Here is a 20,890-nt window from a genome sequence, read left to right as displayed (position 1 = left end):
CGTCGACGAGCTCCACCACCCCACCGCCGACACCGTCCTGGACCGCATGCGCCGCTTCGACGCCAAGGGCCGCACCAGCTGACACACCGGCAGCCGTAGCCCGCTCACCGATTCTTCCCAGGACACCCCATGTATCGCACCGCACTGCGCAACGTGCTGGCCCACAAGGGCCGACTGCTGATGACGGCGCTGGCCGTCATGCTCGGCACCGCCTTCGTGGCCGGCACCATGGTCTTCTCCGACACCTTCGGCAAGGCCATGCGGGACAGCAACTCCAAGAGCTACTCGGACGTCTCGGTCCAGGTGGTGGACCGCGCGGCGGGCTCCAACGCCTCCGCCCGGCAGAAGAGCGAGGGCGGCTCGGCCACCCTCACCGACGCCACCGTCCAGCAGCTGGCCGCCCTGCCGGGCACCGCCAACGCCCGCGGCGTGGTCAGCGGCTTCACCGGCGTCGCCGACAAGAAGGGCAACCTGATCGGCCAGGTCTGGGCCGCCAAGGGCGCCAACTTCGCCCCCGGCCAGGACGGCAAGGACCCGCGCTACCCGATGGTCGAGGGCCAGGGCCCGAAGACCGCCAAGGAGGTCGCGCTCGACCGCAGGACCGCCGACAAGGCGGGCTACAAGGTCGGCGACACCATCCGGGTCGCCGCCAACGGCCCGGTCGTCGAGGCGAAGCTCACCGGCGTCTTCACCACCGACGACCCGGTGGTGAACACCGGCGGCACGCTCACCCTCTTCGACAAGGCCACCGCCCAGCAGACCCTGCTGGAGCCGGGCCGCTACAGCAGCGTCGTGCTCACCGCCAAGCCCGGCACCAGCCAGGACGCGCTGCTCGCCGAGGCCCAGCCCAAGGTGCCGTCCGGCCACCAGTTCGACGTCGAGACCGGCGCCAAGCTCAACGCCGACGAGCAGAAGATGATCACCGAGGCCACCAGCAGCATGCGCACCATGCTCCTGGTCTTCGCCTTCATCTCGCTCTTCGTCGGCATCTTCATCATCGCCAACACCTTCACCATGCTGGTCGCCCAGCGCACCAAGGAGCTGGCCCTGCTGCGCGCCATCGGCGCCAGCCGCAAGCAGGTCACCCGGTCCGTGCTGATCGAGGCCCTGCTGATCGGCACCGCCTCCGCCGCGGCCGGCCTGCTGGCCGGCGTCGGGATCGGCGCCGGGATGCAGTCGCTGATCGGCTCGCTGAACGAGAACATGCCGAACGGCTCGCTGGTGATCAAGCCGCTCACCGTCGTGGTGACGATCGTGGTCGGCGTCCTGGTGACGGTCCTGTCGGCCCTGCTGCCCGCCATGCGCGCCTCCCGGATCGCCCCGGTGGCCGCGATGAGCAGCGGCGACCAGCCGGTCTCCCAGAAGAGCCTGGTGGTCCGCAACACGATCGGCTCGGTGCTCGCAGGCGGCGGCCTCGCCCTGATCGGCTTCGGCGCCTCCACCGGCGACGACAGCGGCCGGCTGCCGGTCGGCGCCGGCGCCTTCCTGGCCCTGATCGGCGTGTTCGTCCTGCTGCCGCTGCTCTCCCGTCCGGTGGTCGCCCTGGTCGGCCCGCTGCTGCGCGGTCTCGGCGGCACCCCGGGCAAGCTCGCCCAGCAGAACGCGGTGCGCAACCCGCGCCGCACCGCGGCCACCGCCGCCGCGCTGACCATCGGCCTGACCCTGGTCACCGGGCTCACCGTGATCGGCGCCTCGGTCAGCGACACCGTCGACCGGGCCGTCACCAGCGCGATGAAGGCCGACTACATCATCGGGGCCGCCAACAACATGAGCCTGTCCGAGCAGGTGCCCGCGCAGATCGCCAAGGCGCCCGGAGTGGCCGCCTCCTCGGCGCTGACGACCTCCTACTGGGACCTCAACGGCACCGGCACGACGATCAACGGCGTGGACGCGGCCAACCTCGACCAGCTCACCGACGTCAAGCTGACCGCCGGCTCCACCGCCAACCTCGCCAAGGGGCAGCTGCTGGTCAGCGAGGACACGGCCAAGAAGCTGAACGCCACCACCGGCTCGGTCGTGAACGTGACCTTCCCGGACGAGTCCACCGGGCAGCTCACCATCGGCGGCGTGTACGAGAACGCCGGCGTGCTCGGCCGGACGCTGCTGGCCAACAGCGAGGTCGCCAAGCACGAGCCGAAGCCGTACATCTCCGAGGTCCTGGTCAAGGGCAAGGACGGCGCCACCGGCAGCCTCAAGCAGGCCCTCAAGGACGCCACCGGCGCCAACCCGGTGATCGAGGTGAAGTCCAGGCAGGACGTCCGGGACGAGTTCAGCCAGACCATCACCTTCGCGCTGAACCTGATGTACGGCCTGCTGGGGATGGCGGTCCTGATCGCGATCCTGGGCGTGGTCAACACGCTGGCCATGTCGGTCTTCGAGCGCAAGCGCGAGATCGGGATGCTGCGGGCGATCGGCCTGGACCGCGGCGGCATCAAGCGGATGGTCCGTCTGGAGTCCGTGGTGATCTCGCTGTTCGGCGCCGGCATCGGCCTGCTGCTCGGCTGCTTCATCGCCTGGGCGGTCAACGGCACCCTGAAGTCCAGCCTCTCCGGTCTGACCACGGTCCTGCCGTACGGCCAGCTGGCGATGTTCCTGGCGCTGGCCGGGGTGGTCGGTCTGGTGGCCGCGATCTGGCCGGCCCGCCGGGCGTCCAAGCTGGACATCCTGGAGAGCATCAAGACCGACTGACCGGCCGGGGCCGGCCGACCGCTCCCGGTCGGCCGGCCCCGGAACGAGAAAGGTCCCCTGCCGGAGGGTTTCGGCAGGGGACCTTCTACTTCTGTACTCCGCCCGGTCGCACGGCCGGCTGAGCACCACGGAGGTCGTGGTCCGGCAACGCTGCCGGGCGGAGGGCCTCCGACTCATACCCCGGTGCTCCCACACCGGGGTCTCAGTCGCTTACTTGCTGGCGAGTTCCTTGTCGGCGGCCGGCTTGGCGGCCTCGACGGGCTTGGTGGGCGGAGTGACCTCCTGGATCGGCAGCTGCGGCTTCTCCATCTGGGCGAGGCCGACCATCTCGCGCTTGAGGAACATCGCGAGCGTCCAGTCGGTGAAGACGCGCACCTTGCGGTTGAAGGTCGGCACCATCGCGCCGTGGTACAGGCGGTGGAACCACCAGGCCGGACGGCCCTTCAGCTTGTACTTGCCGAAGAGGATCGCCACGCCCTTGTGCAGGCCGAGACCGGCGACCGCACCCAGGTTCTTGTGCTTGTACTCCTTCTGCGGGAAGCCACGCATGCCGGAGATCACGTTGTCGCCGAGGACGATGGCCTGGCGGCTGGCGTGCTGCGCGTTCGGCGGGCACCAGGCGCCCTCGCCCGCGGCGAGGTCCGGCACCTGGGCGTTGTCGCCGGCGGACCAGACGTAGTCGAAGCCCTGGACCTGCAGGGTCGGCGCGGTGTCGACGTGGCCGCGCGGGCCCAGCGGCAGGCCGAAGTTGGCCAGCACCGGGTTCGGCTTCACGCCGGCCGTCCACACGATGGTGGAGGCGTCCATCTCCATGCCGTTCTTCAGCATGACGTGGCCGTCGACGCAGGAGTCCATCGAGGTCTCGATGTAGACCTCGATGTTGCGCTCCTCGAGCTTCTCCTTGGTCCACAGACCGAGGTCCGGGCCCATCTCGGGGAGGATGCGGTTGGCCGCCTCGACCACGACGAAGCGCATGTCTTCGCGGCTGACGGTCTTGTACAGCTTGGCCGCGTCACGGGCCATGTCCTCGACCTCGGCGACCGTCTCGATGCCGGCGAAGCCGCCACCGATCACCACGAAGGTCAGCGCCTTGCGGCGGATCTCCTCGTCCGTGGTGGACTCGGCCTTGTCGAGCTGGGCCATGACGTGGTTGCGGAGGCCGATGGCCTCCTCGACCGTCTTCATGCCGAGGCCGTTCTCCGCCAGACCCGGGATCGGGAAGGTGCGGGAGACCGAGCCGGTCGCGACGACCAGGTACTCGAACGGCAGCTCGTAGCTGTCGCCGGCCGCGGGCTGGATCGTGGCGACCTTGCGGGCGTGGTCGATGCCGGTGACGGACCCGGTCAGCACCTCCGCCTTCTTGAGGGTGCTGCGCAGCGGCGCGATGAGGTTGCGAGGCGCGACACTGCCGCCGGCCGCCTCGGGGAGGAAGGGCAGGTACGTCATGTACGACCGCGGGTCGACGACCGTGACGGTCGCTTCGCCGTAACGCATCTTCTTGAGGATGCGCATCGCGGCATACAGGCCGACGTAACCACCGCCGACAATGAGGATGCGAGGACGCTCCGTGGTGCTCATATCCGAAAGTATCCAGCACCGTCCGGAGCAGCCTTCGTGAGCCCGGTCACAAGTTGACGGACCCCCCGTGCTATACTACGCGGCCGCAAAACCGGGCCCGGCGCGGCGGCCCCCACCCCTGGACGGCCCCGCGCGAACGTTCGCCGGAGCACCACCGGCCTGAGCAGCAACGATCCGCACAACGCCCGGGTTCCCGCGCGTGATTTCGATTTTCAAACCTCAAACGAGGCCTGACCTGCGATCCCATGGGCCACCCGCACGACGGGCCTTCGGTCCCACATATCGGACGTAGCGGGCGGGCCGGTGCGACGAATGGGCCGATCGCCATGTGAAGAAATTCACGAACTTTTCCACCCGCGTGCGGGCGCGCCAGGGCCCCGGCCCCCTTTCGGGGTGCCGGGGCCGTGACGGGTAAGCCCCGCGCGGGGTCAGGGGGCGATACCGAAGGCGATCCCGTCGAGGATGTCGTGCTCGCTCACGACCACCTCGGCGGCGCCGGTGCGCTCCATGATCTCCAGCAGCTCCAGCGCCCCGGCCGCGATCACGTCCACCCGGCCCGGGTGCATCGACGGGATGGCCGCGCGCTCGGCGTGGGTGGAGGCCAGCAGCTCCCGGGCGATCGCGGCGACCCGCTCCCGGCTGATCCGGGAGTGGTGGATCGCCGCCGAGTCGTAGCCGGGCAGGCCCTGGGCGATCGCGGACACCGTGGTGACCGTCCCGGCCAGGCCCACCAGGGTGCCCGCGCCGGTCAGCGGGACGACCTCCTCGGCCCGGTCCAGCTCGGCGCGCACGTGCGCCCGGGCCGCCTCGACCTGCTCCTCGGAGGGCAGCTCGGCGTTCCCGAAGTACCGCTCGGTGAGCCGCACGCAGCCGATGTCCACCGAGCGCGCGGCCTGCACGTCGTCCGTGCCGAGCACGAACTCGGTGGAGCCGCCACCGAGGTCGAAGACCAGGTACGGGCCGGGGAACTGACCGCCGGTCAGCTCCTTGGTGGCGCCCACGAAGGAGAGGTGCGCCTCCTCCTCGCCGCTCACCACCTCGGGCTCGACGCCCAGGATGTCGCGCACGCCCTTGACGTACTCGTCGCTGTTCTCGGCGTCCCGGGAGGCACTGGTGGCGACGAAGCGGACCCGCTCGGGGCCGACGCCGAAGCCGGAGATGATCTCCTGGTACTCCCGGCAGGCCGCGAAGGTGCGGGCCAGCGCGTCCGGGTGCAGCCGGCCGGTCTGGTCCACGCCCTGACCCAGCCGGTTGACGATCATCCGGCGGTCGAGGTCGGTGATCCCCCCGGTGTCCGGGTCGAGGTCGGCGACCAGCAGGCGGATCGAGTTGGTGCCGCAGTCGATCGCGGCGACGCGGGTCGTGCTCACTCGGACTCCTGCTCCGCCGCGGCGTCCCCGGCGGCGGCCTCCTCGGCGGCGCGCTTCTTCGCGGCGCGCTCGGCGGTCAGCTGCTGCTTGGCGGCGATCACCGCGTCGTGGTCCTGCTCCTTGGCGCGGTTGCGGGCGACCCGCTCACCGGCGGCCTCGACCTCGGCCGGGGAGACGCACGGGCCCTTGGCCCACCAGTCCTCCAGCATGCCGAGCGCCTCGTCGCCGAGCGGGTTGACGCCCTCGCCGGCCGCCAGCGAGTGGCCGACCAGCACGTGCAGGCACTTCACCCGGTCCGGCATGCCGCCGGCGCTCGGGAAGCCCTCCAGCACCTCGATCGCGTCACGCCGGGCGATGTAGTCCTCGTGCGCCTTCTGGTAGGCGGCGGCCAGCTCCGGGTCCTCGGCGAGCCGGGCGCTCTGGTCCTTCATCACGCCCTCCGCCTCCAGGGTGCCGATCAGCGAGGCGGCCTTGGGGCAGGTCAGGTAGTAGAGCGTCGGGAACGGCGTGCCGTCCGGCAGACGGGGGGCCGTCTCCACGACGTCGGGGTTGCCGCAGGGGCAGCGGTGCGCCACGCCGCGCAGGCCGCGCGGCACCCGGCCGAGCTGGGCGGCGATGGCCGCGACGTCGGCGTCGGAGACGGTGGGGTGGTTCTCAGTGGTCATGGGGGGAGGTGTCTCCAACGGGGGACGGTGGGAGGGGAAGGGGGGTGGCGGGGACCGCCGCGGCGGTGTCGGCGGCGTCCACCGAGTCCCAGATGCTGGCGTACCAGGGTTTGGCGGCCATCGCCTGGCCGGTGGCGCTTCCGGGGGCCGCGTTCCGGGCGGAGGCCGCACCGGCCGCGGAGGAGGAGGGCTGGGCGGAGCCCTGGCCGGCCGGGTCCACCGCGATGTACGGGGTCTCCCCCGGCACCGCGTAGTGCAGCCGGGCGCGGGCCTGCGCCTTGACGTACTCCGGGTCCTGCCAGCGGGCCCGCTCCCGGCGCAGCTGCTCGACCTGCTGGCGCGCGTGGTCGGCCTTCGCCCGCTGGGCGGAGATCTCGGCGCGCTGGGAGATGAACTGCCGCGTCGGGTAGGCGAGGATCGCCACCAGGGAGCAGAGCACCAGGACGAGGACGGTCGCCCGGCTCGTGAACCGGGGCCGGGCCGCCAAGCCCGGGATCCTCCAGCCAGCCATCTCCCGTATCCCCTCCTGGTCGCGACGGTGCCCCGCCGTCCACCCTACGGGGTGAACGGCGGGGCACCGGTCAGGCGTGCGCTACCGGGAGCACTCGGCCCCCGTCTCCGGAGCGCTCAGCCCCGGACTCGCCGTACTGATCCGCTGGTCACTCGGCGGAGCGGAAGCGCGGGAAGGCACCGCGGCCGGCGTACTCGGCGGCGTCGTCGAGGATCTCCTCGATGCGCAGCAGCTGGTTGTACTTGGCGACGCGCTCGGAGCGGGCCGGGGCACCGGTCTTGATCTGACCGCAGTTGGTGGCGACGGCCAGGTCGGCGATGGTGACGTCCTCGGTCTCGCCGGAGCGGTGCGACATCATGCAGCGGTAGCCGTTGCGCTGGGCCAGTTCGACGGCGTCCAGGGTCTCGGTCAGCGAGCCGATCTGGTTCACCTTCACCAGCAGCGCGTTGGCGGTGCCGGTCTCGATGCCGCGGGCCAGGCGGGCCGGGTTGGTGACGAACAGGTCGTCGCCGACCAGCTGGACCTTGTCGCCCAGCTTCTCGGTCATGGCCTTCCAGCCGTCCCAGTCCGACTCGTCCAGCGGGTCCTCGATGGAGACCAGCGGGTAGGCGGCGACCAGCTCGGCGTAGTACTCGATGAGCTCGGCGGCGGTGAGCTCCTTGCCCTCGAAGTGGTAGGCGCCGTCCTCGTAGAACTCGGAGGAGGCGACGTCCAGGGCCAGTGCGACGTCACGGCCGGGCACGTAGCCGGCCTTCTGGATGGCCTCGACGATGAGGTCCAGGGCCTCGCGGTTGGAGTCCAGGTTCGGGGCGAAGCCGCCCTCGTCGCCCAGACCGGTGGACAGGCCGCGCTCCTTCAGCACGCCCTTGAGCGTGTGGTAGACCTCGACGCCCCAGCGGACGGCCTCGGAGAAGGACTCCGCGCCGATCGGGGCGATCATGAACTCCTGGATGTCGACGTTGGAGTCGGCGTGCGACCCACCGTTGAGGATGTTCATCATCGGGACCGGCAGGACGTGCGCGTTCGGGCCGCCCAGGTAGCGGAACAGCGGCAGGTCGCTGGCCTCGGAGGCGGCGTGCGCGACGGCCAGCGAGACGCCCAGGATGGCGTTGGCGCCGAGCGAGGACTTGTCCGGGGTGGCGTCCAGGTCCAGCATGGCCTGGTCGATCAGGCGCTGCTCGGTGGCGTCGTAGCCGACCAGCTCCGGGCCGATCTGCTCGATGACGGCCAGGACGGCCTTCTCGACGCCCTTGCCGAAGTAGCGGTTCTTGTCGCCGTCGCGCAGCTCCAGCGCCTCGAAGGCGCCGGTGGAGGCACCCGACGGGACAGCGGCACGACCCGTGCTGCCGTCGTCGAGGCCGACCTCGACCTCGACCGTGGGGTTGCCGCGCGAGTCGAGGATCTCACGGGCTACGACGACATCGATGGACGGCACGAGGCATCTCCTTGCGGAAGCAGGGTCCGGTCTGACGGTGGGTGCTGTCAGCAGGACGATTGCGGAGTCGTTACGACCAGAGCCTAACCGCCCGGGCTCCCGGGGCCACGTCCACCTCGGTCCCGTCTCAGCGTGTGGCTCCACTACCCACCGGTAGTTCACCTGCTTGTCCCAGCTTGTCCCACCGGAGCGGGCGAATGCGGACGAAGGGGACCGGTAGGAACCGGTCCCCTTCGGACGGCGGGCGGAGCGGCACCGGCGTCGGGCCACGACGGGGGTGACGGCCGGGGTGACGACGGCGTCGGGTCACGACGGCGTCGGGTGACGGCCGGTGCGACGGCTCAGCCGAGGTGCAGCACCTGGCCGGGCATGATCAGGTTCGGGTCGCCGCCGACGGTGGCGTGGTTCTGCTCGTACAGCGCGTGCCAGCCGCCGGAAACGCCCTGGGCGGCGGCGATGGTCGACAGGGTGTCCCCGGCGCGGACGGTGTAGTCGTGGCCGGCGGCCTGCGGGGCCTGCTGGGCGGCGAGCGGAGCGTACTGCGGCTGGGCGGCGGCCTGGCCGGCGTACTGCTGGTAGACGCTCTGGTGGCTGGTCCAGTACCAGGCGCCGTTGTTCTGGTACCAGAACACCTTGGCGTCGGCGTCCCAGCCGGCCTTGCCGGAGAAGCCCGGGGTCTGCGGCTGCGCCTGCTGCTGCGGGGCGGCCTGCTGGACCGGCTGCGCGGCGGGCTTCTGGGCGGCGGGCTTCTGGACCGGCTTCTGGGCGGCGGGCTGCTGCGCGGCCGGCTTCTCGGCCGGCTTGGCGGCGGGCTTCGGGGTCTGCTGCTTGGGGGCGGACTGCGGCTTGGCGTCCGAGGAGGTGTCGACCACGGCCGCGGCGCCGCCCTTGGTCAGACCCGCCTTCTGGGAGCAGACCGGCCAGGCGCCCGGCCCCTGCGAGGCCAGCACCTTCTCGGCGACCGAGATCTGCTGGGCCTTGCTGGCCTGGTTGGCCTGCGACGCGTAGGCGGTGCCGCCGTACGCCTTCCAGGTGCTGGAGGTGAACTGGAGGCCGCCGTAGAAGCCGTTGCCGGTGTTGATGCTCCAGTTGCCGCCGCTCTCGCACTGGGCGACGGCGTCCCAGGTGGAGGCGGGGGCGGCGGAGGCACCGGTGGCGGTGAGGAGCGGCATCGCGAGTCCGACGCCGGCCACACCGGCGACGGCGATGGCCTTCTCGGCCTGGGTGCGACGACGGTGACGGCCAGTTCCAACGAACAGCATGAAGAGGTCCCTCTCCGCACGCCTGCGAGGTGAGCTGTCGGGTTCGGACCGGGAGGTGGCCCGGCCGCCGTACGCGGAAACGATTCCGCTCGGGCGGCTTCACCCCAAGCCGTGGGAGACGGCAACCAACCTGGTTCCCCCGCCCCTGCCCAGGGTCTGGTCGGTTTCCCGGGCGCGGCGGGCAGGATTCGGCGTTCCGCGCACGAGGTCCGCAGCTGCGAACTCCAGGGAGAGTAGACAGATCATCAGGACAATCACAAGCTCATATCGTCGATATCACACGACAATTACGGCCCGTGTTCGATCGCCTACCAACAGCGGTGTTATGTCCGGATTGATGGGTGTTCACACCTCCGACGGCGGGCGATCGGCGACCTCCCGTCAGCGTGATCTCAGCAGGTCGGAGGCGTTCGAGAGGCCTGCGAAGGGGGCTGCGGAGGGGTGTGCGGAGAGCGGCCCTCCGGGCTGAATTCCACCGGTAGTTCGCGCAGCCCACGCATGATCAGGCCACCGCGCCAGCGCAGGGCGTCCGGGCTTTCCGCGAGCCGCAGATCGGGCAGCCGGGAAAGCAGCGAGGCCAGCGCCGCACGCCCCTCCAACCGGGCGAGCGGAGCGCCGATGCAGTAGTGGATGCCGTGCCCGAAGCCCAGGTGGGGATTGTCCGTACGGGCCAGGTCCAGGGTGTTCTCGGCGGCGAACCGGGCCGGGTCGCGGTCCGCCGCGGCCAGCACCACGAGCACCGGGTCGCCGACCGGGATGTCCACCCCGCCGATGGTCAGCGGACGGGTCGCGAACCGCCAGGTAGCCAGCTCCACCGGCCCGTCGTAGCGCAGGAGTTCCTCGATCCCGGTCTCCAGCAGCGCGCTCTCCCCGCGCGCCACCGACTCCTGCAGCAGCCGGCGCTGCTCCGGGTTGCGCAGCAGCGCGTACGTGCCGTTGCCGATCAGGTTCACGGTCGTCTCGAAACCCGCGAAGAGGAGGATGAAGGCCATCGCCGCGGCCTCGTTCTCCGTCAGGTGCTCACCGTGGTCACTGGCCCGGATCAGACCGGAGATCAGGTCGTCCCCGAGGTCGGCGCGCTTGCGGTGGATCAGCTCCAGCAGGTACGCCCGCATCCGCTTCACCGCCCGCCCCACGCCACCGCGTTGGCCGCCGCCTTGCCCCGGCTTCGTGTGTCGCAGCATCATCCCGGCCCAGTCGCGGAAGTCGTCCTGGTCCTCGGCCGGCACCCCGAGCATGTCGCAGATCGCGTAGATGGGGAGCGGGAAGGCGAACTCGTGGATCAGGTCCGCCGAGCCGCGCTGCGCGAAGCCGTCGATCAGCCGGTCGGTGAGCTGCTGCACCCTCGGCTCGAACTCGGCCACCCGGCGCGGCGTGAACGCCTTCGACACCAGGCGGCGCAGCCGGGTGTGGTCCGGCGGGTCGATGTTCAGCAGGTGGGTCATCAGGTCCGCCTGCCGCTCCCCCGGGATGCCCACCCGGCCGGTGCGGTGCGCCTGCTCGCTGTGGTGCGCCGGGTTCTTCGACAGCCGGCTGTCCGCGAGCGCCTGCCGGGCGTCGGCGTACCTGGTCACCAGCCAGGCCTCCACCCCGCTCGGCAGGGTGGTGCGGTGCACCGGGGCGTGCTCGCGCAGCCAGGCGTAGGCGGGGTACGGGTCGGAGGCGAACTCCCAGGTGAACAGCTGCGGGGCGGGGGCATCGGAGGACGCGGCGGCGGGCCGGGCGGGGTCGGGCTGAGCTGGCATGGACCGACCGTATCCGGTGCGACCGGCGCACCCGCCCTCCGGCGGGGCGCGCCCGTCGGGCGGCGCTCCGCGGCGGGGTCATGACCGGGCCACGGCCGGCTCATGGACAGGCCGTGGCCGGGCCGTTGACCGTCCGTGGACGGGTCGTGGACGGTCCGTGGACAGCTCTTGGCCGACTCTTGGCCGCGGGGCGGGCGTGAGCCTGGTCACCTGAGGGGTAATCCCTGTTGCGGAGGGTCAGGACGTGCCTACGATCCTCCGCAGTACGCGTGGGCGCCGGTGCGGTGTCGCCCACAGGGAGGAGCAGGCCATGCGGGTCAGCGGGTCAGTCGTCGTCATCGCGGTCCTCGACGGCGGGTCGGGCGCGGGCCTCGCCCGCCGGTTCTCCGCGGCCGGCGCCGCCGGAATGCTGATCGCCGACCAGTACGTCGGCGTCGCCGAGGACCTCGCCACCGAACTCGACCGGCCGGGCTGCCCCGTCGTCGGCGTCTGCGGCGACATCCGGCGCCCCAGCGACGTCGCCGCCCTCGTCGACACCGCCGAGAAGCACCTCGGGCCGATCGACCTGTTCGCCGTCGCCGGCCCGGGCGGCGAGCGGATCATCTCGCTGGCCGACCTGCCCGACCACCTCGACCTGGAGCGGCTCGCCGAACTCGTCCTCCTCGTCGGCGAGGCCATCGGCGAACTCGTCCCGCCGCAGCGGCGCCCGGAGCACACCGCCACGGCGGCCTGAGCACCTACTCCCCGTCCGGCTCGAGACCCTCGGCCGCGCGCACTCCGTCCCGGTAACCGCGCGCGGCCGACCGCAGCGCCGCGTCCACGTCCACCCCGGCGTCGTGGGCCCGCTGCACCACCGCGAGCAGCAGCCGGCCCGCCGAGTCGGCGGTCAGCTCGGCGGGCAGCTCGTACGGCTCGTCCGGCATCCCGGTGAATCCGGACCGGCGCACCCGGGACACCAGCTTCGCCGCGTACGCCAGCGCGGGCAGCCCGGCCGGCACGCCGTCCAGCACCGACTCGCGGTCCGCCTTCTCGGCCGCCTTCAGCTGCTCCCAGTTCGCCTCCGCCTCGGTGGCACCCTCGACCTCGACGTTCCCGAACACGTGCGGGTGCCGGTACATCAGCTTCTCGACGATGTCCCCTGCCACGTCGTCGACGGTGAACGGGTCGGTCGGGTGCTCCTCGGCGATCCGGGAGTGGAAGACCACCTGGAACAGGACGTCGCCCAGCTCCTCGCGCAGCGTCTGCCGCTCCCCGTCCTCGATCGCCTCGACCAGCTCGTACGCCTCCTCGACCAGGTACTTCACCAGGGTCTCGTGCGTCTGCTCGGCGTCCCAGGGGCAACCGCCCGGGGAGCGCAGCCGGTCCATCACCGTCACCAGGTCCAGCAGCCGCGACCCCGGCAGGTCGTACGAGCCGGGCAGCACCTCGATCTCGGGCACCTCGCCGGCCTGCTCCACCGCGAGCCGCGCCAACGCGTCGGTCAGCCCCGGGTCCCCGTCCGGGCTGCCCAGCCACACCGTCGGCCCGCCCCCGGCCGGCTGCCCGGTCAGCAGCCGCGCCAACGCGGGCGCCGACCCGGCCGGCACGACCTCCACGCCCACCCCGGCCTGCCGCACCGCCGCCACCTGCGGATGCCCCTCGTCCCCCACCAACACCCGCCCCGCCGACCGCAACGCCTCCCACGCCGGCCACGCCAGCAGCCCGGGAGCCACCCGGTGGGTGGTGGTCAACAGGATCAACTTCGCGCCCGGAACATTCGTCGTCACACCCCGAACCTACCTCCGCCCCCAGCCACGACCCCATCAGCGCAGAACGCCGAACCCGCCGACTTCCCGCTCCCAGACGCCGCCCTACTCCCCAGCAAGCCACCAGCACGAAAAGTCGACCCGGCCGCTTCCTGATCCGAGATGGCGACACCGTCCGTCGGGGCGGTGGAGAGCGGCTGTGGCACAGCGTTCGGCGAACGGGCCGGCAGGTGGCGGCGTCCCGGGATACCTGGAGGCCCAGGGGGCTGGAGAGCCGCAGGGGCCAACGTCCCGGAGGGCGAATCGGAGGGCCACACCACCATGCCGGGCGAACGGGCCGGCAGGTGGCGGGGCGGCGGGGCGGCGTCTCGATGTCGGGGGGCGGGGTGGGTCAGCGGGGTTTCGGGGGCCAGGAGGTGGAGGCCGATGCGTTCGCGGAGGTCGTGGACGCCCAGGGCCAGGCGTACGGGCCGAACCTCGAGGAGACCAAGGTCGGCCCCGCTTTCCGGACCCCCACCAACATCGCTCCCGGCGAGACGGGCAAGGGCTTCGTCACCTTCGAGGTCCCGGACGGCACCAAGCTCGACAAGGTCCAGTTCGCGCTGGACAACGGCTTCTCCAACCAGGCCGGCCAGTCGAAGCTCGGCTGACTTCCCGACGCACCCCCGTACGTACGGAACGGCGGCCCCGGGCCGAAGCCCGAGACCGCCGCGATCTAGCTGTGAACCCCGCGGGGCCCCAGCCGTGAACCAGCCGGGAACCGCCGAGCTGCGGACGCTACTTCTTCGCCCCCGCCAGGTCGTCGAACATGGCCGACAGGAACTCGCTGCACCAGCCCAGCAGTTCCCGCCCGACCAGCGGCTTGCCGCCGATCCGCCCGGTGCTCGGGCGCGGCACCAGCAGCTGCTGGGCCGCCGCCTTCACCTGGCTGCGCGGGTAGAGCCGGTTCAGCCGCAGCTGCTGGGACTCCCGCAGCTCCACCGGCCCGAAGCGGACGTTGGAGCCCTGGAGGGTGATGTCCGCGATCCCGCACCGCCGGGCGTACAACCGCAGCGCCGCGACCAGCAGCAGGTTCTCCACCGGCTCGGGCAGCTTGCCGTAGCGGTCCACCAGCTCGTCCCGGACCTGCCGGATGTCCTCCTCCGAGTTGACGGCGGCGATCGAGCGGTACGCCTGCAGCCGCAGCCGCTCGCCGGGCGCGTAGTCGTGCGGCACGTGGGCGTCGACGGGCAGCTCGATCTTCACCTCGAGCGGCTCCTCCTCCGGCTCCCCGCCGCCCGCCAGCGACTCGCGGAACTCCGCCACCGCCTCGCCGACCATCCGCATGTAGAGGTCGAAGCCGACGCCCGCGATGTGCCCGGACTGCTCGCCGCCGAGCAGGTTGCCCGCCCCGCGGATCTCCAGGTCCTTCATCGCGACGTACATGCCGGCGCCCATCTCGGTGTGCTGGGCGATGGTGGCCAGCCGCTCGTGCGCGGTCTCGGTGAGCGGCTTCTCCGGCGGGTACAGCATGTACGCGTAGCCGCGCTCGCGCCCTCGCCCGACCCGCCCGCGCAGCTGGTGCAGCTGGGAGAGGCCGAAGGTGTCGCCGCGTTCCACGATCAGGGTGTTGGCGTTGGAGATGTCGATGCCGGACTCCACGATCGTGGTCGACACCAGGACGTCGAACTCCTTCTCCCAGAAGTCGACGACCACCTTCTCCAGCTGGGTCTCCCCCATCTGCCCGTGTGCGGTGGCGATCCGCGCCTCGGGCACCAGGTCCTTCAGTCGGGCGGCCGCCTTGTCGATCGACTCCACCCGGTTGTGGATGTAGAACACCTGGCCCTCGCGCAGGAGTTCACGCCGGATCGCGGCCGAGATCTGCTTCTCGTCGTACGGGCCGACGAAGGTCAGCACCGGGTGCCGCTCCTCCGGCGGGGTGGTGATGGTGGACATCTCGCGGATGCCGGTGACGGCCATCTCCAGGGTGCGCGGGATCGGCGTCGCGGACATGGTGAGCACGTCCACGTTGGCGCGCAGCTTCTTCAGCTGCTCCTTGTGCTCGACGCCGAACCGCTGCTCCTCGTCGACGATGACCAGGCCGAGGTCCTTGAACCTGGTCTCGGAGGAGAACAGCCGGTGGGTGCCGATCACGACGTCCACCGAGCCCTCGAACAGCCCCTCCAGCACGGCCTTGGCCTCGGTGTCGGTCTGGAAGCGGGACAGCGCCTTCACCGTCACCGGGAAGTTGGCGTAGCGCTCGGCGAAGGTCGAGAAGTGCTGCTGCACCAGCAGCGTGGTCGGCACCAGGACGGCCACCTGCTTGCCGTCCTGCACGGCCTTGAAGGCGGCCCGCACCGCGATCTCGGTCTTGCCGTAGCCGACGTCGCCGCAGATCAGCCGGTCCATCGGAACGGACTTCTCCATGTCCGACTTGACCTCGGCGATGGTGGTCAGCTGGTCCGGCGTCTCCGCGTACGGGAAGGCGTCCTCCAGCTCGCGCTGCCACGGGGTGTCCGGGCCGAAGGTGTGGCCGGGGGCGGCCATCCGTGCCGAGTACAGCCTGATCAGGTCGGCGGCGATCTCCTTGACGGCCTTCTTGGCCCGCTGCTTGGTCTTCGCCCAGTCCGCGCCGCCGAGACGGTGCAGCGTCGGGGCCTCGCCGCCGACGTACTTGGTGACCTGGTCCAGCTGGTCGGTCGGCACGAACAGCCGGTCGCCGGGGTGGCCGCGCTTGGCCGGGGCGTACTCCAGCACCAGGTACTCGCGGGTGGCGCCCTGGACGGTGCGCTGCACCATCTCGACGTACTTGCCGACGCCGTGCGCCTCGTGGACGACGTAGTCGCCGGCCACCAGCGCCAGCGGGTCGATCGCGTTGCGGCGGCGCGAGGGCATCCGGCGCATGTCCTTGGTGGAGGACTTCTGCCCGGACAGGTCGGTCTCGGTGATGACCGTGAGCCTGAGGTTCTCGTCCACGAAGCCGTGCTCGATCGAGCCGCAGGAGACGTGGACGACGTCCCGGGTGGGCGCGTCGGTGAGGTCGGCGACCAGGCGGGCCGGGATGCCCTCGTTGCCCAGCACCTCGGCGAGCCGGGAGGCCGGGCCGTGGCCCTCGGTCACCATGACGACCCGCCAGTCGGCGGCCAGCCGCTCCTTGGCGTCGGCGATCGCCCGGGCGGTGTCGCCCCGGTAGGCCTCGACGGCGTGCATGCCGAGGGTCAGCGTGTTGGCGTCGAACTCCAGGATGCCGTCGACGGAGGACTGGCTCGTCGCGAACGGGCTGACGGACCACCAGGGCAGCCCGATCTCGTCGGCGTGCTCGCGCACCTCGGCGAGCGAGCGCAGCGAGGCGGCGGAGACGTCGATGGCCTCCAGGTCGATCGGCCGGTCCCCGCCGGCCGCGGCCGCGACCCAGGAGGCGTGCAGGAACTCCTGGCTGGTCGCGACCAGGTCGGCGGCCCGGGTGCGGACCCGCTCCGGGTCGCAGACCACGGTGACGGAGCCGAGCGGCAGCACGTCCAGCAGCAGCTCCATGTCGTCGACCAGCACCGGCGCCAGCGACTCCATGCCCTCGACCGCGATGCCCTCGGCGATCTTGTCCAGGATCTCGGCCAGCCCGGGGTGCTCGGCGGACAGCTCGGCGGCCCGGGCCCGCACCTCGTCGGTGAGCAGCAGTTCGCGGCAGGGCGGCGCCCACAGGCCGTGCTCGGCGATCTCCAGCGAGCGCTGGTCGGCGACCTTGAAGTACCGGACCTCCTCGACCTCGTCGCCCCAGAACTCCACCCGCAGCGGGTGCTCCTCGGTGGGCGGGAAGACGTCCAGGATGCCGCCGCGGACGGCGAACTCGCCGCGCTTCTCGACCAGTTCGACGCGCGCGTAGGCGGCGGCGGAGAGCCGGCGGGCCACCTCCTCCAGGTCGTACGACCCACCGCGCCGGACGGCCACCGGCTCCAGCTCGGCCAGCCCCTTGACCTGCGGCTGGAGCACCGAGCGGACCGGGGCGACGACCACCTGCACCGGCCCGGCCGCCGGGTCGTCGGCCCGCGGGTGGACGATCCGGCGCAGTACGGCCAGCCGGCGCCCGACGGTGTCCGAGCGGGGCGACAGCCGCTCGTGCGGCAGCGTCTCCCAGGCCGGGAACTCGGCGACGGCGTCGCCGGGCAGCAGCGAGCGCAGCGAGGCCGCGAGGTCCTCGGCCTCGCGGCCGGTCGCGGTGACGGCGAGCACCGGGCGGCCCCGCTCCCCGGCGGACTGCCCGGCGAGCCCGCGGGCCAGCGCGGCGATGGCGAACGGCCGGGCGGCGGGCGGCCCGACCAGGTCCAGGTGGCGGCGTCCGCCGGCCGCGGCTCCGGGGGCGGTGGCCGCCTCGATCGCCTCGGCGAGCGCCGCGTCCCGCGCGACGACATCGAGCAGTCCGGTCAGGCTCATCTGGGGTCTCTTCTTCGTCCCGTGGCTGGTGCCGCCCCGGGGCGGTCGTAGGCCCGCCGGGGCAACGCGAACGGCCCGGCACGCCGAGCGGCCGGGGGTCTCCAGCCTACGCCGCGGCACGGACAGGCACGCGGTCCACGACATCGGCGGGGCCGGAACGGGATCGGCGCGGGGCCGTACCGGGGCCGTGACCGGAGTCGGAGCACCGGGCAGCACGCCCCTCCTCGCTGTTTTTGTCAGGGGCACGTCCGGGAACGAACGATTGGACGGAACACCGGACCGGCCGGTGGACGAACCAACCCGGAGTACCACCGAACCGAGCACGGCTGTCCGCCACGAACTGGACATACTCCTGTCACTGGCCGTCCATGGAGATCGCGCACCATGGTGAACGTGCCCGCCGCACCCAACCGTGGGGGATGGCTGTGGGGGCACTGTCGCACCACCGATGGGGGTCGGAGGTGCGAGGCCGGGCGGCCCTGGGTGGGGGCGCCCGCCCAAGCGCCGGGAACCGTGGCGCCCTTTCCTGGAGGGCGCCACGGGTCTCGGCCTCTTTCGCTCCCGGCGCCCACCCGGTCGGCCGCCGCCCACGCGAAACGCTCGGCTGGGAAACCCCAGCCGAGCGCCTGGCTGAACTCATCGCGGCCTGGACGACCGACCACGTGTGGCAACGACCACTGGAAACCGCCCCAGGGGAAGCGGCCGGGGCCTTCACGACGACGTACGGTCGGCGGCCGGTCAGCGGCGGCGGTAGCTCACCGTGTTGGGGGTCGCGTAGTCGGTGCCGTCGTCCACGATGATGATCTTCGGAACGATCCGGGTCTCGTCCTCCGCCCGCCCCTCGGCGGCCTTCCCGGCAGCGGCGGCGTCGGAGGCCACCATCTCCCCGGCGGGCGGCGAGGCCGGCTTCGGGGGCACCGGGCCGGTCGCCACGGGCCCACCGATGGCCCTGGTCGCGCTGCTGCCGACCACCGGCGTCCGCAGCACGGGCGCCGGCTTCTCCGGGGCGGAGCCCTTGGCTCCGGCCGGAGCGGCGGTGGCCAGGGCCTTGCGCAGGTTCGCCACCGGGATCTCTCCGGTGTCCGCCTCCGAGTCCACCGGCGCGGTGTCGGCGGCGGCGTCCTCGACCGCGTCCCGCGGAGCGGGGGCCGTGGGGGCCTCGGCGGACTCCTCGGCGGCCTGGTCGGCCGAGCCCTCCGCGGCCCGGGCCGCCGCGACGGCCGCGGCCGCCACCTCGGGCTCGATCTGGCCGACCGCCGCCCCGGTGAGCGAGGCCAGCGTGGCCTTGATGTGGTCCAGGTGCTGCTGCACCGTCTCCAGCCGGGTGTCGAACTCGCGCTGCTCGCGCTCGCTCGCCGCGTTGATCTCCTCGGCCTCCCGGCGGGCCTGCTCGATCAGCTGGTCGGCCTTGGCCTGGGCGTCCGTCTCCAGCTGCTTGATCCGGTTCAGCACGGTCTCCCGCTGCTGTTCCGCCTCCTTGACCCGGCGCTCGGCGGTCTCCGAGACCTCGGCGTCCTCGGCGTCGGCCTTGGCCTGGGCCGCGGCGAAGGTCTCGTCGGCCTTGCGGCGCCGGGCGGCCAGCTCGGCCTCGGCCTGTTCGCTGGCCTCGGCGGCGGCCACCCGCACCTTGGCGGCGTACGCGGTGGCGGCGTCCCGGATGGCGCGGCTCTCCCGGTCGGCCTCGGACCGGATGCCCTCGGCCTCGGCCCGGGTCCGCTCCTCGGTGCGGCGGGCGGCCGCGTCGGCCGCGGCCCGGGTCGTGGCGCTGTACTCCCTGGCGGCGCGGTCGGCCGCCTGCCCGGCCTCGTAGACCTCGTCCCGGAGGTCCTCGGCGAAGCGCTCGGCCTTCTCCCGGACGGCGCGCGCCTCGTTCTCGGCCATCGCGGCGAGTCCGGCGGCCTGCTCGCTGAGCACCTGGTAGTCGGGCTCCGGGGCCTCCTCGGCGGTCCGGCGGATGTCGGCCAGCCGGGCCTCCATCTGCCGGATGCCGGCGCCCAGGACACTCAGCCGCTCCCACGCCTCGTCGCGCTGCGCGGTGAGCGCGGCCAGGGCTCGGTCGACCTGCTCGGGCGCGTAGCCCTTGCGGGCCTGGGTGAAGCCGTACTGGGGGACGGCGTCGCTCATGGGCTCTTCCCCTCGATTCGCGGGCTGCGGAGCCCATGATCGGACGGAACGGTCGGATCCGGAACCGGTTGGGAGTCCGGGGCCGGATTCCGCCGTCCTACGGACCGGATTGCGTCGAGGACGGGACGAATAGACCCATCCTCTTGACCTATTTTGCGCAGATCCGGGCGAAACCCCAATGAGGCACGGCTGCGACGGCATGCCGGAGGGGCCGTCCCGGACACCGGAACGACCCCTCCCCACCTGCGAGGATCGGCGACGGACCGCTACAGCAGGCCGTCCCAGAACTGCTCCAGCAGCACGGCCCACCAGGTGTCGGCGTTCTGCAGGGCCGCCGGGTCGATCGCGGCGAGCTGGGCCTGGAAGTCGGTCGTCCAGCGACCGGCCTGGTCCGGCGTCAGCCCGTACCGCAGCCGCCACATCCGGCCCAGCAGGGCCAGCGAGCGGACGAACTCCGGTACACCGCTGTTGACGAACCGGGGCGGCTGGCCGGTTCCATCGATGTCCACCGCCACCACGTGCGCGGTGCCGTACTGGACGCACAGCTGGCGGCCGTAGTCGTTGCCGAGCACCAGGTAGCCGCCGAAGTCCGGGCCCGCGGCGAGGCCGCGCTCGGCGGCCAGCTCGGCGAGCGTCGGGATCGGGCGGCCCTCCTGCGCCTGCGCCCAGAAGAACGGCCCGAAGTCGCGCGGCAGCCCGGCCCACATCAGGGTCTGGGACACCGGCTCGGGCACGCCCTGGCGGGAGACGGCGCGCTGCTCGTAACGGAACAGGTTCTGCCCGAACGCGGCGCCGATCTCCTGGGCGAGCTGCTGCGGCGGGAGCGGCGGCAGCGCCTGGACCGTCCCCGGCGCGGGCGCCGGCACCCGGAACGGGCGGACCCGCTGGGCGCCGGAGGCCAGCTGGTGCAGCTCGTCCAGGTGGTCGAGCAGCTCGGACATCCCGGCCTGCCGGGAGGCGTGGTCGCGGCCGTACGGGGCGGTGTGGGTGAGCCGGACGTTCGGCCAGGACGCGGCGATCATGCGGTTGCAGTAGCCGCCCGGCAGGTCGCAGGACTCCAGCTCGGTGTACAGCTCCAGAACCTGCTCCGGCGGCACGTTGAGCCGGCGCAGGTCCTGGAGGATCTTCCACTCCGGGTGCGGGGTGCCGGGCTCGCTGCGGTGCAGCAGCTTCTGCTCCGAGCCGTCCGGGCCCCGGTAGCTGAGCGCGGCGAAGTACCCCGGGCCGACCGCGGGCACGCCCGGGGGCACCGGCGCGGGCTGCGGCGAGCCGGGCACCGCCGCCGGCGGGACGAGCCCGGCGGCGCCGCCCGCGTTCGGGTAGCCGTAGCCGGCCGCGGGCGCGACGGGGGCCGCCGGGC

General features: G+C 72.4%; 13 protein-coding genes, 2 pseudogenes and 1 riboswitch. Of the genes and pseudogenes, 4 read left to right on the top strand and 11 right to left on the bottom strand.

Going from position 1 to position 20,890, the window contains the following annotated elements; genetic code table 11:
• Together ACWDBE_RS38370 and ACWDBE_RS38365 are read left to right on the top strand one after the other, a co-directional pair.
• Window positions 1–82, top strand: a pseudogene (locus tag ACWDBE_RS38370) (ABC transporter ATP-binding protein); the annotation flags it as partial.
• 47 nt (window positions 83–129) lie between these two features.
• Window positions 130–2,688 carry an ABC transporter permease gene (locus tag ACWDBE_RS38365; protein ID WP_449810290.1) on the top strand — a complete coding sequence of 853 codons (2,559 nt, stop codon included), beginning with the start codon at window positions 130–132 and terminating at the stop codon, window positions 2,686–2,688.
• 210 nt (window positions 2,689–2,898) lie between these two features.
• Here ACWDBE_RS38365 and ACWDBE_RS38360 read toward each other — a convergent pair whose 3' ends face one another.
• From ACWDBE_RS38360 to ACWDBE_RS38330, 7 genes and pseudogenes are all read right to left on the bottom strand, one after another.
• Window positions 2,899–4,266 carry an NAD(P)/FAD-dependent oxidoreductase gene (locus tag ACWDBE_RS38360; protein ID WP_449790437.1) on the bottom strand — a complete coding sequence of 456 codons (1,368 nt, stop codon included), beginning with the start codon at window positions 4,264–4,266 and terminating at the stop codon, window positions 2,899–2,901.
• A gap of 428 nt (window positions 4,267–4,694) precedes the next feature.
• Entirely contained in the window at window positions 4,695–5,636 is a 942-nt protein-coding gene (locus ACWDBE_RS38355; RefSeq protein WP_449790436.1) for a Ppx/GppA phosphatase family protein, read from the bottom strand.
• Window positions 5,637–5,779: 143 nt separating this feature from the next.
• Window positions 5,780–6,319: pseudogene (locus ACWDBE_RS38350) on the bottom strand (DUF501 domain-containing protein); the annotation flags it as partial.
• Entirely contained in the window at window positions 6,291–6,812 is a 522-nt protein-coding gene (locus ACWDBE_RS38345; RefSeq protein WP_402410034.1) for an FtsB family cell division protein, read from the bottom strand. The pseudogene ACWDBE_RS38350 and the gene ACWDBE_RS38345, both read right to left, overlap by 29 nt.
• 148 nt (window positions 6,813–6,960) lie before the next feature.
• Window positions 6,961–8,247: a phosphopyruvate hydratase gene (gene eno / locus ACWDBE_RS38340; RefSeq protein ID WP_392873908.1), complete on the bottom strand. Its 1,287-nt coding sequence runs from the start codon at window positions 8,245–8,247 to the stop codon at window positions 6,961–6,963.
• A gap of 341 nt (window positions 8,248–8,588) precedes the next feature.
• Window positions 8,589–9,509: a LysM peptidoglycan-binding domain-containing protein gene (locus tag ACWDBE_RS38335; RefSeq protein WP_449790434.1), complete on the bottom strand. Its 921-nt coding sequence runs from the start codon at window positions 9,507–9,509 to the stop codon at window positions 8,589–8,591.
• 5 nt (window positions 9,510–9,514) lie between these two features.
• A riboswitch (cyclic di-AMP (ydaO/yuaA leader) is annotated at window positions 9,515–9,681 on the bottom strand.
• Window positions 9,682–9,901: 220 nt separating this feature from the next.
• Window positions 9,902–11,254, bottom strand: coding sequence for a cytochrome P450 family protein (locus ACWDBE_RS38330; RefSeq protein ID WP_449790433.1), 1,353 nt, complete (start codon window positions 11,252–11,254; stop codon window positions 9,902–9,904).
• A 310-nt stretch (window positions 11,255–11,564) separates the two neighbouring features.
• Between ACWDBE_RS38330 and ACWDBE_RS38325 the strand changes: the two genes are divergently transcribed.
• Window positions 11,565–11,987, top strand: a complete 423-nt coding sequence (locus ACWDBE_RS38325; RefSeq protein WP_392873917.1) for an SDR family NAD(P)-dependent oxidoreductase — start codon at window positions 11,565–11,567, stop codon at window positions 11,985–11,987.
• Between the two features lie 4 nt (window positions 11,988–11,991).
• Here ACWDBE_RS38325 and ACWDBE_RS38320 read toward each other — a convergent pair whose 3' ends face one another.
• Window positions 11,992–13,020 carry a MazG family protein gene (locus ACWDBE_RS38320; RefSeq protein WP_449790432.1) on the bottom strand — a complete coding sequence of 343 codons (1,029 nt, stop codon included), beginning with the start codon at window positions 13,018–13,020 and terminating at the stop codon, window positions 11,992–11,994.
• Window positions 13,021–13,415: 395 nt separating this feature from the next.
• Here ACWDBE_RS38320 and ACWDBE_RS38315 point away from each other — a divergent pair, with 395 nt between their 5' ends.
• Window positions 13,416–13,649: a DUF4352 domain-containing protein gene (locus ACWDBE_RS38315; RefSeq protein WP_449810289.1), complete on the top strand. Its 234-nt coding sequence runs from the start codon at window positions 13,416–13,418 to the stop codon at window positions 13,647–13,649.
• 127 nt (window positions 13,650–13,776) lie between these two features.
• Here the strand turns inward: ACWDBE_RS38315 and mfd are convergent, their stop codons facing one another.
• From mfd to ACWDBE_RS38300, 3 genes are all read right to left on the bottom strand, one after another.
• Window positions 13,777–17,406 carry a transcription-repair coupling factor gene (gene mfd / locus ACWDBE_RS38310; RefSeq protein WP_449810288.1) on the bottom strand — a complete coding sequence of 1,210 codons (3,630 nt, stop codon included), beginning with the start codon at window positions 17,404–17,406 and terminating at the stop codon, window positions 13,777–13,779.
• Between the two features lie 738 nt (window positions 17,407–18,144).
• Window positions 18,145–19,530: a hypothetical protein gene (locus tag ACWDBE_RS38305; RefSeq protein WP_449810287.1), complete on the bottom strand. Its 1,386-nt coding sequence runs from the start codon at window positions 19,528–19,530 to the stop codon at window positions 18,145–18,147.
• Between the two features lie 266 nt (window positions 19,531–19,796).
• A partial coding sequence (locus tag ACWDBE_RS38300; protein WP_449810286.1) for an SUKH-4 family immunity protein occupies window positions 19,797–20,890 on the bottom strand: 1,094 nt, incomplete at its 5' end.

The organism is Kitasatospora sp. NPDC001132 (assembly GCF_053598415.1).
The sequence above is the reverse complement of the archived record's forward strand: the minus strand, read 5'-3'. Positions and strand labels throughout refer to the sequence as shown.

Excerpts from the sequence above, each read along its gene's own strand:
- ACWDBE_RS38325 (WP_392873917.1), top strand. The coding sequence starts at position 11,565 with ATGCGGGTCAGCGGGTCAGTCGTCGTCATCGCGGTCCTCGACGGCGGG.
- ACWDBE_RS38335 (WP_449790434.1), bottom strand. The coding sequence starts at position 9,509 with ATGCTGTTCGTTGGAACTGGCCGTCACCGTCGTCGCACCCAGGCCGAG.
- ACWDBE_RS38345 (WP_402410034.1), bottom strand. The coding sequence starts at position 6,812 with ATGGCTGGCTGGAGGATCCCGGGCTTGGCGGCCCGGCCCCGGTTCACG.
- ACWDBE_RS38365 (WP_449810290.1), top strand. The coding sequence starts at position 130 with ATGTATCGCACCGCACTGCGCAACGTGCTGGCCCACAAGGGCCGACTG.
- ACWDBE_RS38330 (WP_449790433.1), bottom strand. The coding sequence starts at position 11,254 with ATGCCAGCTCAGCCCGACCCCGCCCGGCCCGCCGCCGCGTCCTCCGAT.
- mfd (WP_449810288.1), bottom strand. The coding sequence starts at position 17,406 with ATGAGCCTGACCGGACTGCTCGATGTCGTCGCGCGGGACGCGGCGCTC.
- ACWDBE_RS38360 (WP_449790437.1), bottom strand. The coding sequence starts at position 4,266 with ATGAGCACCACGGAGCGTCCTCGCATCCTCATTGTCGGCGGTGGTTAC.
- ACWDBE_RS38305 (WP_449810287.1), bottom strand. The coding sequence starts at position 19,530 with ATGAGCGACGCCGTCCCCCAGTACGGCTTCACCCAGGCCCGCAAGGGC.